14 protein-coding genes are annotated in these 14,897 nt (G+C 71.0%); 8 read left to right on the forward strand and 6 right to left on the reverse strand.

Annotation, left to right across the window (positions count from 1 at the left end; translation table 11 throughout):
• Window positions 1-84 precede the first annotated feature (84 nt).
• From ABZ463_RS14165 to ABZ463_RS14180, 4 genes are all read right to left on the reverse strand, one after another.
• Window positions 85-639, reverse strand: coding sequence for a hemerythrin domain-containing protein (locus tag ABZ463_RS14165; protein ID WP_362776121.1), 555 nt, complete (start codon window positions 637-639; stop codon window positions 85-87).
• A gap of 284 nt (window positions 640-923) precedes the next feature.
• A complete protein-coding gene (locus tag ABZ463_RS14170; RefSeq protein WP_352011925.1) occupies window positions 924-1,880 on the reverse strand; it encodes an MBL fold metallo-hydrolase in 957 nt (318 codons plus the stop codon).
• A gap of 29 nt (window positions 1,881-1,909) precedes the next feature.
• On the reverse strand, window positions 1,910-2,995 hold the full coding sequence (locus ABZ463_RS14175; protein ID WP_352011924.1) for a mandelate racemase/muconate lactonizing enzyme family protein: 1,086 nt from the start codon (window positions 2,993-2,995) through the stop codon (window positions 1,910-1,912).
• On the reverse strand, window positions 2,992-4,134 hold the full coding sequence (locus tag ABZ463_RS14180) for an alpha/beta fold hydrolase (RefSeq protein WP_362776124.1): 1,143 nt from the start codon (window positions 4,132-4,134) through the stop codon (window positions 2,992-2,994). The genes ABZ463_RS14175 and ABZ463_RS14180 overlap by 4 nt, the downstream gene beginning before the upstream one ends.
• Before the next feature lie 179 nt (window positions 4,135-4,313).
• Here ABZ463_RS14180 and ABZ463_RS14185 point away from each other — a divergent pair, with 179 nt between their 5' ends.
• From ABZ463_RS14185 to ABZ463_RS14210, 6 genes are all read left to right on the forward strand, one after another.
• On the forward strand, window positions 4,314-4,970 hold the full coding sequence (locus ABZ463_RS14185; RefSeq protein ID WP_362776126.1) for a peroxiredoxin-like family protein: 657 nt from the start codon (window positions 4,314-4,316) through the stop codon (window positions 4,968-4,970).
• 233 nt (window positions 4,971-5,203) lie between these two features.
• Entirely contained in the window at window positions 5,204-6,466 is a 1,263-nt protein-coding gene (locus ABZ463_RS14190) for an ABC transporter substrate-binding protein (protein ID WP_352011921.1), read from the forward strand.
• The gene (locus tag ABZ463_RS14195) at window positions 6,463-7,266 is read left to right on the forward strand and encodes an ABC transporter ATP-binding protein (RefSeq protein ID WP_352011920.1); all 804 of its coding nucleotides are present in this window, start codon (window positions 6,463-6,465) and stop codon (window positions 7,264-7,266) included. The genes ABZ463_RS14190 and ABZ463_RS14195 overlap by 4 nt, the downstream gene beginning before the upstream one ends.
• Window positions 7,263-8,072 (forward strand): ABC transporter ATP-binding protein, encoded by an 810-nt coding sequence (locus ABZ463_RS14200; protein ID WP_352011919.1) that lies wholly within the window; start codon window positions 7,263-7,265, stop codon window positions 8,070-8,072. Before ABZ463_RS14195 ends, ABZ463_RS14200 begins: the two co-directional genes overlap by 4 nt.
• 11 nt (window positions 8,073-8,083) lie before the next feature.
• A complete protein-coding gene (locus ABZ463_RS14205; RefSeq protein WP_352011918.1) occupies window positions 8,084-8,983 on the forward strand; it encodes a branched-chain amino acid ABC transporter permease in 900 nt (299 codons plus the stop codon).
• A 73-nt stretch (window positions 8,984-9,056) separates the two neighbouring features.
• A complete protein-coding gene (locus ABZ463_RS14210) occupies window positions 9,057-10,106 on the forward strand; it encodes a branched-chain amino acid ABC transporter permease (protein ID WP_362776130.1) in 1,050 nt (349 codons plus the stop codon).
• A 124-nt stretch (window positions 10,107-10,230) separates the two neighbouring features.
• Here ABZ463_RS14210 and ABZ463_RS14215 read toward each other — a convergent pair whose 3' ends face one another.
• Together ABZ463_RS14215 and ABZ463_RS14220 are read right to left on the reverse strand one after the other, a co-directional pair.
• Complete coding sequence (locus tag ABZ463_RS14215) at window positions 10,231-11,412, reverse strand: homogentisate 1,2-dioxygenase (protein WP_362776132.1); 1,182 nt, start codon at window positions 11,410-11,412, stop codon at window positions 10,231-10,233.
• A gap of 182 nt (window positions 11,413-11,594) precedes the next feature.
• Window positions 11,595-12,287: a helix-turn-helix domain-containing protein gene (locus ABZ463_RS14220; RefSeq protein WP_352011915.1), complete on the reverse strand. Its 693-nt coding sequence runs from the start codon at window positions 12,285-12,287 to the stop codon at window positions 11,595-11,597.
• Between the two features lie 179 nt (window positions 12,288-12,466).
• On the opposite strand from ABZ463_RS14220, the gene ABZ463_RS14225 reads away from it, so the two are divergent.
• Window positions 12,467-14,077, forward strand: coding sequence for an FAD-dependent monooxygenase (locus ABZ463_RS14225; RefSeq protein ID WP_362776135.1), 1,611 nt, complete (start codon window positions 12,467-12,469; stop codon window positions 14,075-14,077).
• Between the two features lie 31 nt (window positions 14,078-14,108).
• Window positions 14,109-14,582, forward strand: coding sequence for an OsmC family protein (locus ABZ463_RS14230; protein ID WP_352011913.1), 474 nt, complete (start codon window positions 14,109-14,111; stop codon window positions 14,580-14,582).
• The last annotated feature ends 315 nt before the right edge of the window (window positions 14,583-14,897 follow it).

A 14,897-nucleotide genomic window follows, 5' to 3' on the forward strand; every position in this document is an offset into this window, starting at 1 on the left:
GACCGGACCCACGAGGACGGCCGCGCGCCGTACGGCCCGCGACCGCCGGGAAGCCGTAGGGGGCGCGGACCGTTCGCCGACGCCTCAGCCTCCGAGGGCGGCGAGCAGTTCGTCCTTGGTCATGGAGCCGTAGCCCTCGACGCCCTTCTTCCTGGCCTGTTCGACCAGTTCCTCCTTGGTGCGGCCCTTCGGCCTGGGCGGCTTGGCGAGTTCCTCGGCCTTGGCCTGGCTGAAGGCCCGGCCCATCGCGGCCAGCCTGTCGGCGGAGAGGGCCTTGGCCATGGCGGGGAGGATGTCGCTCTCCTCCTCCTCGACGTGATGCTCGACCGCCTTGACCAGCCGCTCCAGCGCGGTCGTGAACTCCGGCCGGTCGGGGTCGGCCTCCATGAGGGCGGCCAGGAGTTCCTCGGCCTCGTGGTGTTCCCCGATCCCGTGGCGGACCTCGCCGCGCTCACCGGGATCTGCCTTGGCCAGTTCGGGGTAGACCCGGGTCTCCTCGGCTCGGGCGTGCGCGACGAACTTCGCGGCCAGCTCCGCCACCAGGGCGGGCCGGTTCTCCGGCTGGCTCCTCAGCCTCTCGAAGATCGTCTCGACGTCGCGGTGGTCGGCTATGATCAGGTCGATGACGTTCTGGGGCATGTTCGTCTCCTCGGTCTCAGGAACGGGCCCTGGCGGACACCCGGCGATCGGCTTTCTTGATCGCCTCAACCGGCTCCGCCCCTACCCGCCGTCGCCTCCTGAAACCTCCGGAACCCGGCCACGCGGTGTGCTCCTTCAGACAGCGGTCCACGTGCTCCGCCGCGGACTCGGCCGGGTCCGCGGCGGACCGCCGTCTCCTGAGGCCGGACGTACCGGCACCCTCACGGGCCACGTCCCAGGTCGTGACCGGCCGGGGTGCCGGAGTCCGACCGGCCGGGCGGCGCTCAGCCCGTGAGGCGGTCCCAGACCTGGCGGTCACGCTCCGGGGTCCAGATGCCGGGGGCCTGTCCGTCGAGCTCCTCCCAGGCGCGCCAGGTGTCGAAGACCATGGCGTGCTCGAAGACCGGCATGCCGCCGTATACGGGCAGCAGGGCCTCGCGGGCCGCCACGTACGCCTGTTCGACCGTGCCGCCGCCCTCCTTGACCTTCTCCACGGCGGTCATCAGCGTGCTGAGGAAGTCACGGGTCAGCTCGACGGCACGCTGGGAGGCGGCACGGTCATGGGCGATCTCGCCGCGTCCGCCCACCAGGATCTCCACGTCGAGGGCCTTGACCCGGTCGAGCGTGGTGGTCATCCACTCCCGGTGGTAGGCGTCGCCGGTGTAGACGGCCGAGCCGTTCTCCACCAGGTCACCCGCGAAAAGGACCTTCGACTTGGGCACGTAGGCGTAGATGTCACCGGAGGTGTGCGCGTTGCCCGCCCAGGCCAGTTCGACGGTGCCGCGGTCGCCGCCCAGTTCGATCGACATGTGGTCGTCGAAGGTGAGGGTCGGCCAGGTCAGGCCGGGGATGGTCTCGTGACCGGCGAACAGCCTCGGCATCCGGCCGAACTCGACGTCCCAGTCCTCCTTGCCGCGCTCGACGATGAGCCGCCTGGTCTCGGTGTGCGTGATGATCTCCTGCGCGTCGAACCCGGCGGCACCGAGCACGCGTACCGCGTGGTAGTGCGACAGGACCAGGTACCTGACCGGCTTGTCGGTGTGCTGACGCAGCTGCGCGAGCCAGCGCCTGGCCATCACGGGGGTGGCACGGGCCTCGAAACAGACCAGGAAGTCCTCGCCCTCGATGGCGCCCACGTTCGGGTCGCCGCCCGTGGTCAGGGCGTACACGCCGTCGGCGAGGACCTCCAGGATCTCGGGCTTCTCCTCGGTGTCGCCGGTGGAGGCGAATGGCTTGGACACGGTGTGCTCCTTCTTGTCGTGGTGGTTCGTCAGGCGTGCCGGAGGCGGTCCAGCGCGGCGCCGTCCCACAACATCCCGTGGCCGGGACGGTCCGGCGGAGCCGCCACACCACCGCTGACCGGCAGGGTCTCGGCGAGCACCTCGTCGATCAGCGGGAAGTGCTCGACGTAGGCGCAGTTGGGTACGGCCGCCGCCAGGTTGATGTGCAGCTCCGGCAGGAAGTGGGGGGTGAGCACGGCGCCGAACACCTCGGCCACCGCGCTGATCCGCAGCCATTCGGTGACGCCCCCGCACAGCGGCACGTCGGGCTGGAGCACGGACGCGGCGCCCTCGCGCAGGTAGTTCGCGAACTCGTGCCGGCCGTGCAGGTGCTCGCCGACCGCGACGGGGACGCCCTGACGGGCGGCGAGCTGGGCGTGCCCCGCCAGGTCGTCGGAGGGCAGCGGCTCCTCGATCCAGTAGACGCCGAGGTCGTCGAGGCGGCGGCCGAGCCACACCGCGGTGGGCAGGTCGAGCCGCTCGTTGCAGTCGACCATGATCCGCAGGTCGTCGCCGAGCGCCTCGCGTACGGCGCGCACCCGCGCCACGTCCTCCTCGGCGCGGCGGGCGCCCACGCGCAGCTTCACCGCGTCGTAACCTTCGGCGACGTACCGGCGGGAGCCCTCGATCAGCTCGTCCACCGTCATCGCGTGGGTTGAGCGGCCGCTGCCGTACACCGGGACGGTGTCGGTGTGCGCGCCGATGTAACGGTAGAGGGGCAGCTCGGCGCGGCGGGCGCGCAGGTCCCACACGGCGATGTCGGCGGCCGAAAGCGCGGGCAGCGCGACGCCCCTGCCCAGCCTGCGGGTCGCGGCGGTGATCTCGTGCCAGCGGCGCGGCCAGGCGTCGAGGGGGGTGCCCTCGGCCATCTCCTTGACCAGGCCGGTGAGCAGGGCGTACAGGGCTTCGGCGCCGCCGGTCAGCGCGTAGGTGAAGCCGGTGCCCGTGGCGCCCTCGTCGTCGGTGAGGGTGACGTGGAGCAGGTCGACCCGGGTGGCGCCGGAGCCGCCGCGTCCCGCGCCGAGCGGGACGCGCACCCAGGCCGTGCTCAGGTCGGCGATCGTCGGACGGTTCACAGGACCTTTCCAATCCAGCCGATCAGGGCGTCGGCCATGACCGCGGTGAGCTCGGGCTGGCCGTTGAGGTAGTGACGGCCGCCCTCCACCGCGGTGAGTGTCTTGTTGTCGTGCGGCACCGCCTCGTACAGCTGGCGGGCGTGGGAGGGGAAGCACGCCTGGTCGGCGGTGCCGTAGATGACGTGCACGGGGACGTCCACGGTGGCGAGCCGGGCGGGGCCGTCGCCGTTGGAGGTGCGGATGGACCACTGCGACAGCCATGAGCGCAGGCTGGTCAGGTGGCCGAGGGTGGTGGGCCGCAGGTTCGCCTCGTAGGGCTCCCCCCACAGGGTGCCCGGCGCGCGGTCGGACGGGTCGATGGACAGGTCCACGTTACGCGGGTCGGCGCAGGTGGCGTGGATCCTGATGGGCAGGTCGGTGACCCTGCCTCCGGCGCGCTCGGTGAGCGCGTCGAGCCGGGCGACGACCGCGTCGGTGATCCGCTCGTTGCGCGCCCGCTGCGCCTCGCGGTAGCGGGCCAGCCACTCCTCCCCGTACGGCGGGCCGTTGTGCGCGGCGAACATGTCGAGTTCGGGGTCGCGGTCGAAGGGGTCGTCCTCGTCGCGTACCGCGGGGTCGAGCCATTCGACGAGAAGGTTGGCCCGGCCGGGGTGGGCCATCAGCATGACCAGGGCGTCGGCGGGCGGCAGGTGGGCCTTGGTCAGGTCGGGGCCGCCGCCGTATGGCGCGGAGGTGATGGTGGCGTTGCGCGCCTGCTCCTGGTAGAGGGCGACGAGCCCGCCGCCGCCGGAGTTGCCGACGAGGACGACCTTCTCGTACCCCTCGGCGCGCAGGTGGCCGACGACGGAGGCGATGTCGAGTACGCAGTTCTCCAGCAGCAGCACCGAGTCGTTGCCGAGGTAGCGGGTCGTCATGGCCACCGCGTCGACCCCGCGCTCGGCCCACGCCCCGAGCGCGTAGTGCCCGAGGAAGTTGGAGGAGGGGTGGACCACCACCACGGCGGTGTCGGCGCGCCGGCCGGGGTTCGCGCGGACCCGGGAGCACCACAGCACTCCCGCCATCCGGGCCACGCCCGAGTAGACCTCCGAGGCCGCGGCCGCCGTCCCGATGGGAACGGTGAGCAGCTCCCGCTCAGCCATGTCCTGACCACCTCACCCGCGTTCGATTAACGGTTACTGTCACCATATATCGGTATCGCTCACCCTAGCGCACACCCTCACGTCTTGACAGGGGCGCGACCGGGTTCCGAGGATGCACGTAACCGAAGTGCACAAAAAACGAACATCGCAACCGAATAACGGTCAAGGAGTTGGCGCCGGTGCAATCGCTCAACGAGATCCTCGCGGCCAAGGCCGCATCGGTCCAACGGCCCGAGGAGGCCAAACGCGCCATCAACGAGGCGTTCGCCGAGATCGAGGCCGCCGGCCTCGTCCCCGGGGTGAAGGTCGGAGAGCAGGCGCCCGACTTCACGCTGCCCAACGCGGTGGGAGCCAAGGTACGGCTCCGCGACCGGCTCGCCGAGGGACCGGTCGTCCTGATCTTCTATCGCGGTTCATGGTGCCCGTACTGCAACCTTGAGCTGGCCGCCTACCAGGCGGCCCTGCCCGAGTTCCGTGAGGCGGGGGCACGGCTGGTGGCGGTGAGCCCGCAGCTGCCCGACGACGCGCTGTCGATGCAGGAGAGGCACGACCTGGCCTACGACGTGCTCTCCGACGCCGACCAGGAGGTCATGACCGCCTACCGGGTGCGGTTCGAGCTGCCCGAGGAGATCAAACCGCACCTGCTGGACGTCACCGCGGCGGCGCTGGCCCGTCAGCAGCCCGACGGCCGCTGGAGCCTTCCCGTGCCCGCCACGTTCGTGCTCGACCCCTCCGGCGTGGTGCGGGCCCGGCACGTGACGATGAACTACCGGACACGGATGGAGCCCGCCGACGCCCTGCGGGCCGTGCGCGAGATCCGCGCGTCCGCCGGCTGATCACCTCCCCTCCCCCGGGGCGGTGAGACGGCCGTTTCACCGCCCCGCATCATTCCTGTTGCCGTTCGGCCACCCTCTTGACACACCAGATGGGCCACAGCACGATAGTCGAACGGTTTAACCGAATATCGGTTGCGGGCCGTTCTCTCCCCATCGACCACAACGTGATCTCTACTGCCTGCGGCCACGCGTTTCCGACGGACGCGGACCCGTACCGGCACGAAAGGGGACGCATGCCATCCCACACGCTCCGCATGGCCGCCGCGCTGGGCGCCGCGGCTCTCGCCATCACCACCGTGACCGCCTGTTCCACCAAGGCGCAGACCAGTTCCGACACCTCCGGTGGCATGCCCACGGGGCCTGGTGTGGACGGCTCCACGATCAACCTGGGTCTGCTCACCGACGTCACCGGCCCGTTCGCCGCGATCGACAAGCAGCAGAACCTGGGCGTGAAACTCTACTGGGACGCCAAGAACGCCGCGGGCGGCGTCTGTGACGGCCGCAAGGTCAACCTGGTGACCCGGGACCACGGATACGACCCGCAGAAGGCGGTGTCCCTGTACTCCGACCTGTCGCAGCAGGTCCTCGCCCTGCAGATCACCGTCGGCTCGCCCACCACGCTCGCCGTACTGCCCAAGCTGGAGCAGGACCGCATGCTCGCGGTGTCCATGGGCTGGTCCCCCAGCGTCAAGGACAGCGAATCGATCATCATCCCCGGCACCACGTACGACATCGAGATGGTGAACGCGGTCGACTACCTGATCGAGCAGAAGAAGCTCGCCAAGGGCGACAAGATCGGTTACATCCACCTCAAGGGCGACTACGGCGAGCCCGGCCTGGCGGGGGCCACCTTCGCCGCCGAGGCCAACGGCATCTCCGTGGTCAGCCAGCAGATCGACCCGACGGTCAGCGACCTCTCCGGGCAGGTCAAGCAGATGGCCGGGGAGGGCGTCAAGGCGCTGTTCCTGAGCGCGTCAGGACGGCAGGTCTCCTCCGCGGTGGCCGTCGCCGACGTGGAGGGCCTGGACGTGCCGATCGTGGCGGCCTCCCCCGGCTTTTCCCCCGAGTCGCTGACCACCGGCGCGGGAGCGGCCATGGAGAAGAACATGCTCGTGGTCAGCTCCGCCGCGCCGTTCGCCGGCGAGGGCCCCGGCCCCGAGCAGGTCAGGAACCTGTACGCGAAGTCCGGCGAGAAGTCGATCACACCCAGCCTGTGGGTGACGCTCGGCTACGCGGCGTCGAGCGTGATGGACCAGGCCATCACCCAGGCGTGCGAGAACAAGGACCTCACCAGGGAGGGCCTGGCCAAGGCCTTCCGGCAGAAGGGCGTCTACGACACCCAGCAGACCACCGTGCCGCTGGACTTCTCCAAGCCGGGCGTCTCGCCGTCCACCAAGACCTTCGTCATGAAGCCGTCCAAGAGCGCCGAGGGCGGGCTGGAACTGGTCCAGAGCGGCTACACCGGTCCGGACACGGCGAAGTTCCAGGCGCGATGACCGCTCGGGCCACAGACGATCCGCTGCTCTCGGTGCGCGGCCTCGGGGTCCGCTACGGGGACGCGGTGACCGCCCTGCGGGACGTCAGCGTGGACGTCCCGCACGGCGGCATCGTGGCGGTGCTCGGCAGCAACGGCGCGGGAAAGTCCACGCTGCTGCGCGCCGTCTCCGGAGTGCTGGCCGGCCAGGCCGGCCGGATGACCGGCGGTGAGATCACGTTCGCCGGCGCCCGCATCGACGGTGTGGGCGCCGAGCGCCGGGTCAAGTCCGGCATCGTGCAGGTCCCCGAGGGACGTCGTGTGTTCGGCCGCCTGACCGTCGAGGAGAACCTGCGCGCGGGCAGGTACGGCAACCCGAAGGGCAGGCGGCCCGGCGACCTGGAACGGGTGTACGAGCTGTTCCCCGTGCTCGGCGAGCGCAGGGGGCAGACCGCGGGCCTGTTGTCCGGCGGCGAGCAGCAGATGCTGGCCATCGGGCGGGCCCTGATGGCCGAGCCCCGGCTGCTGCTCCTGGACGAGCCGTCCCTGGGACTCGCACCCAAGATCATCGACAGGATCGTGGACCTGCTGCGCGAGATCCACAGGCAGGGCACGGCGATGCTCGTCGTCGAGCAGAACGCGGCGGTGGCACTGGAGCTCGCCGACCACGCGTACGTGCTCGCCGTGGGCGAGGTGGCGATCGAGGGCCCGGCCGAACGCCTGCGCGGCGACGACCGGGTGCGCCGCCTGTACCTGGGAGGAGAGCCCGACGAGGAGGACGCGGCCACGATTCCCGCCGAAGCACAGGGAGGGACGGCATGACGGCACCCGGAGCCCGCCTGCAGGTCAGCGACGTCACCGTCAGGTTCGCCGGGGTGACGGCGCTCGACGGGGTCACCTTCACCGCCGAACCCGGCACGATCCACGCGGTGATCGGCCCGAACGGAGCGGGCAAGTCGTCCCTGTTCAACGTGCTGTCCGGGATCTACAAACCCGCCCGGGGCAGCGTGCTCGTGGACGGCGGCGAACTGGTCGGGCTCGCCCCGCATCGGGTCACCGGCCTGGGAGTCGGCCGGGCGTTCCAGAACGCGTCCATGTTCGCGGGGCTGACCGTGGAGGAGAACCTGCTGCTCGGCCGGCACCGGCTGGGCAGGGGCGGGGTGTTCGGCGCCGGGCTGCGCCTTCCCCATGCCCGCCGCTCCGAGCGGGAGGCCAGGGCCAAGGTACGCGAGGTCGCCGAGTTCCTCGGGGTCGACCACCTGCTCGCGCTGCCCGCGGCCGAACTCCCCTACGGCGAGGCCAAGCGGGTGGACATCGCACGCGCCCTGGCCACCGAGCCGCGGCTGCTGCTGCTCGACGAACCGGCGGCCGGCATGCACACGCACGAGAAGATCGCCGTCCGCGACACCATCCGCAGGATCGCCGCCGAACAGCGGATCACGGTCCTGCTGGTCGAGCACGACATGGGGCTGGTGATGGGCATCTCCGAGCAGGTCACCGTGCTCGACTTCGGTCAGGTCGTGCTCACCGGGCCGCCCGACCAGGTGACCGCGCACGAGGCGGTCATCGCCGCCTACCTCGGCAGGGCCGCAGAAAAGGAACGTTCCGAGTCCGAGCCGCCATCCTAGGAGCCGGTTTCATGGCACAACTTCTCTCGATGCTGGTGGAGGGCGCGTCACTCGGTGCCGTGTACGCGCTCGTCGCCCTGGGCATCGTCGTCGTCTACAAGTCCTCCAGCGTGGTCAACTTCGCCCAGCCGAGCCTGCTGATGTTCGGCACGTACGTGCTGGCCAGCGCGTACACCCTGCACGGGCTGTCGTTCTGGGTGGCGCTCCCGCTGGGCGTGGCCGCGGCCGCGGTCCTGGCCGTGCTGATCGACCGCCTGCTGGTCAGCAGGTTCCGCAAGACGCACGCGGTGGTCGCGGCGAGCATCATGACCATCGGCCTCGACGTGGTGCTGCTGACCGAGACCGACCGGCGGATCGGCTCGCAGATCCTCACCACCGGTGACCCGTGGGGCAACGCCGTGGTGCGGTTCCTGGGCATCGGCGTCGCCGAGGCGCGGATCGCCGCGCTGGTCGTCGGCGCGCTGCTGCTGGTGCTCTTCCAGCTGTGGCTGCACCGCAGCGACTTCGGCGTGGCGATGCGGGCCACCGCTGAGGACCCGGAGACGGCGTCCCTGATGGGCATCCGGCTCGGCCGGGTCTCGGCCACGGCGTGGGCCGTGGCCGGTGCCCTGGCCGTGTGCGCGGGGCTGTTCATCGTGGCCTATCCGAGCCCGGGCCTGGACACCTCGGTCGAGGCCGTGGCGCTGCGCGCGCTGCCCGCCGCGATCATCGGTGGCCTGGACTCCACCACCGGCGCCATCGCCGGAGGGCTGCTGGTCGGGCTGAGCGAGGTCCTGGTCCGCGGGTACGGAGAGTACCTGACGTTCCTCGGCCAGGGGTTCGAGGAGGCCGCGCCGTACGTGTTGATGCTGGTGGTGCTGCTGATCAGGCCCGCCGGGCTGTTCGGGATACGGGAGGCCGTCCGTGTTTAAGCCGGCGAACACATCAGAGGAGACACGGCGCGGTGCGCGCGCGGGGGTCCGGTGGCGCACGCCGGTCGCGGTCGTGGCGGGCGTCGTCCTGCTCGCCATCCCGCTGTACGCCGACCGGTTCTGGCTCAATCTGGGCTCCTTCGCCTTCGCCGCCGCCATCGGCGCGGTCGGGCTGATGATCCTGGTCGGCCGGGTCGGTCAGCTCTCCCTCGCGCACTCGTTCTTCCTGGCCGTGGGCGCCTACGGGTACATCTGGCTCGGCTCACCGGCGAAGGAGGGCTCCTGGGGGCTCGGCCTGCCCAGCCTGCCCGCCGCGGTGATCGCGGTGGCGCTGGCAGGACTGGCGGGGCTGGCCTTCAGCCCGCTGGCCGGCCGGCTGAAGGGCATCTACCTGGGGGTCGCGTCGCTGGCGCTGGTGTTCATCGGCCAGCACGTGCTGTTCACCGCCGAGCCGCTCACCGGTGGTTACAACGGGCGTAACGTGCCCGAGCTGACCGTCGGCTCGTTCCAGGTGCTCGGCGCCGAGCCCGAGCTCTCGCTGCTCGGGGTGCCGCTGCGCCAGGCCGAGCGCGGGTGGTACGTCACCCTGATCATCCTGGTGCTGACCACGGTGTTCGCCGTGCTGGTACTGCGCAGCCGGGTGGGCAGGGCGTTCGCCGCGGTCCGCGACGGCGAGGTGCACGCGGCGGCGCTCGGCGTGCGGGTGGCGTGGTACCGGTCGGTCGCCTTCACCCTGTCGAGTGTGTACGCGGGACTCGCCGGCGTGCTGCTGGCCCTGCTGTTCCAGCGGGTGGTGCCCGAGTACTGGGACCTGTTCCTGTCGCTGGAGTACCTGGCGATGGTCGTGATCGGCGGGCAGGCGTCGGTGGCGGGAGCCATCGCGGGCGCGGCGTTCGTGTCCTCGCTGCCGCTGCTCCTGCAGCGCTACAGCGACGCGATCCCGGGCATGGGCGGCGCGGTGTCCGACTTCGGGCCCGCCTACGTCGCGCAGATCATGTACGGCGGGCTGATCGTGGTCATCCTGTTCTACGAGCCCAGAGGGCTGGCCGCGCTGGCCACCCGGGCGCGTAAGGCGCTGACGTCCCGCCGTCCCGTCCCGGCCGACCACGCGGCGCCGTCGTGACGGCCCTCATGGGCCCGTCATGACGCCCTCATGACGGGCCCATGGGGGCATCATGACCGCCTTCCCGCTCAGAAGGGCCCCGCGACGTGGTCGCGGGGCCCTTCTGAGCGGGAAGGCGGGCGTTTCACCCGCCGACGTCGACGCCGGCGCCGCGGGCCCACGACCAGGCGTAGCCGGGGTCCTCCGCCTCGTCGAGGTGGGGGCCGAGGTCGAGCGGTTTGAAGGTGTCCACCATGACCGCGTACTCCTCGGTCCTGGTCACCGTCATGCTCTTCTCCGCGCTGCCCGGCTGCGGGCCGTGGATGTAACCGGCGGGGTGCAGGGAGATGGACCCCATGCCGACGCCCGTGCCCGCACGGCTCATGAAGTCACCGCCGCAGTAGAACAGCACCTCGTCGGAGTCCACGTTGGCGTGGTTGTAGGGGACCTTCACCGCGTCCGGGTGGTAGTCGTACATGCGCGGCACGAAGGAGCAGATGACGAAGCCCGGCCCTTCGAAGGTGATGTAGGTGGGCGGCGGCAGGTGCAGCGCGCCGGTCGAGGGGGTGAAGTCACGGATGGACAGCGCGTAGGGGTAGTTGTAGCCGTCCCAGCCGACCACGTCGAAGGGGTGGTAGGCGTAGGTGTAGCGGGTGACGCCACGCCGGTGCCTGACGTACACCTCGGCCGGTCCGTCGGCGGAGGTCAGCTCCTCGGGGCCGCGGATGTCCCGCTCGTTGTACGGCGAGCCGTCCAGGAACTGCCCGAACGGCGACATGAACCGCTTGGGCGGCCTGATGTGCCCGCCGCCGGACGCGGTCACCACGAACAGCCGTAGCTCGCCGCCGAGCAGCCGCCAGCGGTGCGTCGTGGAGGTGGGGATGACGACGTAGTCGCCGTCGCCGACCTCCATCCGGCCGTAGGGGGACTCCAGCACGGCCGAACCCGCCTCAATGTAGACGAGCTCGTCGCCGACCGCGTTGCGGTACAGGGGGCTGTCGGCGTCGGCGGCGACGTAGGAGATCGTCAGGTCGGAGTTGCCCATCAGGACCCGCCGGCCCAGGATCGGGTCCCCGCCCGGCTCGAAGGCGTGGGTGCGCAGGTGCCGTGGCAGCAGCGGATCGTTGGGCCGCATCGGCCCGCCGTCGTCGGCATGGCTCTCCGCCGCGGTGATGGCGGTCGGGATCCTGCGGTGGTACAGGAACGACTGGGTCCAGCTGAACCCCTCCTCGCCCTGCATCTCCTCGTGGTAGAGGGCGCCGTCGGCGCCGCGGAACTGGGAGTGCCGTTTACGTGGCACCTCGCCAAGACGCCTGTAGTAGACCATGCCCACCTCAATCCGGGGTCGAGCCCTGCGCTCTGTTGGCGTTCTATTATCGGTTACATAGACCGTATATCGGCGATCCTTGCGCACGGACAGAGGGTTGTCAATCGCCCGGACATGCGAAAGGCCCCGGTGCCCGCTCGGGGCTCCGGGGCCGTCGCGCCTGCGTCAGGGCAGGCCGGAGGTCAGGTCAGGCCGAGTGCGATGCGCCCCGCCAGGGCGATCACCTCGCCGGCCAGAACCTTCTCGTCGTGCTTGCGCTCCTTCGGGATCACCACACCGACACTGGCGTCACACCAGCCGTTGACCACGATCGGGGCGGCGATGCCGGTGAAGTTGGGGACCAGTTCGCCGGTGGTGACGACGTACCCCCGGCTTCGCCCGTGGCTGACCTTGTCGCTCTCGCCGGGCTCGGGGGGACGCCCGGCCAGGATGGCGATACCGGTGGCGGCGGTGCCCAGCGGATGCCGGGAGCCGGTGCGCAGGCCGATGTGGAAACTGGCCCGCTTGGGCTCGACCGAGGCCAGGGTGACGGCCCCGTCCCCGTCGGCGACATGCATGACGGCGGTGGCGTCGAGCCGCTCGGCGATCTCGGTGAGCAACGGCCCCGCGACCACCATGAGATTCTGTGAGACCTGGCGCGCCAGGGTGAACAGCCCCATGCCCAGCAGGTAACGTCCCTCACGGTTGCGCCGGACGAATCCACGGTGCAGCAGGGTCGCCAGCAGGCGGGCGGCGATGGAGCGGTGGACGCCGAGCCGGGCGGCGGCCTCGGTCGGCGACAACCCCTGGTCCACCTCCGCGAGGATCTCCAGCAGGCGCAGCCCCCGATCGAGCGTTTGCGCGATTTCGCCAGATCTGGCCGGTTCCTCGGTCACGGTCTCACTCCTAGTCGAAAATCGGGCTACACGAGCGATTATCGCGCCTCCCCCGCTCGCACGCCAACATCGATTCGCGTCGCATCCCGTCGCCCCTCTTGAAGTCCCGCCGCAAACAGGGCAATCTATGACCAATATACGGTCGCAGTAACCGGATATCGGTCACTTCGGAGGTGGCGATGGCTCTGCCGGACAGCTCAGGTTCTTTCCCGCACGTGGTGATCGTGGGCGCGGGGCCCGTGGGCATGGCCACCGCGATCCTGCTCGCCAGGCAGAACGTGCGCTCGGTGGTGCTGGAACGCCGTGACCAGCCGAGCTGCCGGCAGTCCAGAGCCGTCACCGTGCAACGCGACATCCTCGCGCTGTACGACCGTCTCGGCGTGGCCGACGAGATCGTCAACGACGGGATGAGCTGGTCGCTGGGCCGCACATACTACGGCGACAAGGAGATACTCCAGCTCAGGTTCCCGCCGCACGGCGAGGAGATCTACCCGCCGTTCGTGAACTTCCCGCAGTTCCGCATCGAGGAGATGCTCCACGACGCGGCGCTCGCGACCGGTCTGGTGGACATCCGGCTGGAGCGCACGGTCACCGGCTTCGAGCAGGACGACTCAGGCGTGCGGGTCACGGCAGACGGCCCCGAAGGACCGGAGACCCACACCGGCGCCTACCTCGTCGCGGCCGACGGCATCGGCAGCGGCGTACGGCGCCGCCTGGGCATCACCTTCGACGGCTGGCAGACCAAAGGACGCTTCCTCGTCGCCGACTTCGAGGCCGAACTGCCGTTCAGGCGGGAGCGGCGGCTGTGGTTCAACCCGCCCTTCTATCCCGAGGGGATCGTGCTCATGCACGGGGTGAGCCGGCGACTGTGGCGGCTGGACTGGCAGATCCCGCTGGACGCCGACGCCGACGTCCTCACCGAGCCCGAGCGGGTGCGGGCGCGGATCGCCACCGTGATCGGCGACCACCCGGTGAAGGTGGTCCGCAGCAACACCTACACCTTCCAGCAGTGCAGGGCCTCGGCCTTCCGCAGCGGCCGCGCGTTCCTGGTGGGCGACGCGGCGCACGTCGTCTCGCCGTTCGGCGCCCGCGGCATGAACAGCGGCATGGAGGACGCGGAGAACCTGGCCTGGAAGCTCGGCCTCGTGCTCAACGGCAAGGCGGGGCACGCGCTCCTGGACAGCTACGAGACCGAGCGGGCGGCGGCGGCCGACCACAACCTGGAGCTGACCGGGGCCTCCATGAAGTTCATGACCCCCGACGGCGAGCCGGGCCGCCGCGAGCGCGACGCCGCGCTCGCGGCCGCCGCCGACGACCCCGGTCAGGCCCACCGGGTGGACAGCGGCAGGCTGTACGAACCCTTCCCCTACTACGACTCGCCGCTGACCGCGCCGACCGTCCTGTCCTCTCCCCGGGTACGGCCGGGTGCGCCGCTGCCCGACCTGCGCTGCGCCGAGGGCGGCCGCGCGACCACGCTGCGCGCCATCACGGCGGGGTCGCTGACCCTGCTCGCCGTACCCGGTCGCGACGGCCTCACCCCCGGGCTGAGCGCCGCGCTCGACGCCGTCCCCGCCCCCGCCTGGGTCCGGCGCCGCGTCCTGGCCCCCGCGCCCGCGGGCCCCGGCACGCTCACCGTGCTGTCCGACAAGATGTGGGACATCTACGCCGGCGAGCAGGATGTCGTCTACCTCGTGCGCCCCGACTGCTACGTGGCGGCCGTCGTCCCGCTGGACGGCACCCCCGTCGACTTCGGCGCGCTGACCGCCGAGGCGTCCAACGCCGCCGGCTGACCACCATCCCGCCCCAACAAGGAGCAGCACCATGATCGACAGCAGCGCCGTCGTCGAGACCTCCCGGGTGAGCGTCGAGGCCGCGCCCGGACGCACCAAGCTGGTCACCGTTCCCCTGGACGGGCAGGTGCCCATGGGCATGCACGGCGGCGTGGCCGAACACTACAAGGTGCCGCTCGACACCATCGAGCCGCACGCCACCACCCTGGACTACCTGGTCGGCGCCACCGCGGGATGCCTGACCGGCACCCTGTCCGGCATGCTCGGACAGCTCGGCCAGCCGACCACCGACGGCGCGCTGACGTCCGAGGCCGAGGGGACCATCGTCAACGACGGCGGGGTGCTGCGGATCGCCGCCGTCCACGTGCGTTACCGGGTACGCCTGGCCGAGGGGGTGGACCCCGCCGAGGTGGCACGCGCCCACGACCGGCACACCCGGCACTGCCCCATCGCGCGAACCATCGGCGGCTGCGTGGAGATCACCACCACCCTGGAGACCGTCTGAGCCCACCTCTCCCTCCGGATCCCGGGCCGCCGGGCGGCGGCGCCGGGCCTGCGGAGCGGCGGATGGACGGAGTGCCGTTACCCTCCCGACCTGGGGTTCCAGACCACTGTGCGGACCGCCCCGTGCCGGTCGCCACGTGCGTCTCGCGTTGAGCACGTCGTGTGACGGGCGCCAGGCGGGGTAGCGCATCTGTCGTCCCCATGTCGCGTCCTCCTGGAGGGAGCCGCCGGTACGACCGACCGGATCACCGACCCGTGGGGGGCGCGTACTCCGTACGGCCCTCCTGGCGCGGCCGAGCGGATCGCCGCCTCGCTT

The sequence above is a fragment of the Streptosporangium sp. NPDC020145 genome (assembly GCF_040631275.1).
Classification (GTDB): domain Bacteria; phylum Actinomycetota; class Actinomycetes; order Streptosporangiales; family Streptosporangiaceae; genus Streptosporangium.

Bases quoted from the DNA above. Each gene is read 5' to 3' on its own strand.
- ABZ463_RS14165 (WP_362776121.1), bottom strand. From the start codon at position 639: ATGCCCCAGAACGTCATCGACCTGATCATAGCCGACCACCGCGACGTC.
- ABZ463_RS14180 (WP_362776124.1), bottom strand. From the start codon at position 4,134: ATGGCTGAGCGGGAGCTGCTCACCGTTCCCATCGGGACGGCGGCCGCG.
- ABZ463_RS14190 (WP_352011921.1), top strand. From the start codon at position 5,204: ATGCCATCCCACACGCTCCGCATGGCCGCCGCGCTGGGCGCCGCGGCT.
- ABZ463_RS14195 (WP_352011920.1), top strand. From the start codon at position 6,463: ATGACCGCTCGGGCCACAGACGATCCGCTGCTCTCGGTGCGCGGCCTC.
- ABZ463_RS14200 (WP_352011919.1), top strand. From the start codon at position 7,263: ATGACGGCACCCGGAGCCCGCCTGCAGGTCAGCGACGTCACCGTCAGG.
- ABZ463_RS14205 (WP_352011918.1), top strand. From the start codon at position 8,084: ATGGCACAACTTCTCTCGATGCTGGTGGAGGGCGCGTCACTCGGTGCC.
- ABZ463_RS14215 (WP_362776132.1), bottom strand. From the start codon at position 11,412: ATGGTCTACTACAGGCGTCTTGGCGAGGTGCCACGTAAACGGCACTCC.
- ABZ463_RS14225 (WP_362776135.1), top strand. From the start codon at position 12,467: ATGGCTCTGCCGGACAGCTCAGGTTCTTTCCCGCACGTGGTGATCGTG.
- ABZ463_RS14230 (WP_352011913.1), top strand. From the start codon at position 14,109: ATGATCGACAGCAGCGCCGTCGTCGAGACCTCCCGGGTGAGCGTCGAG.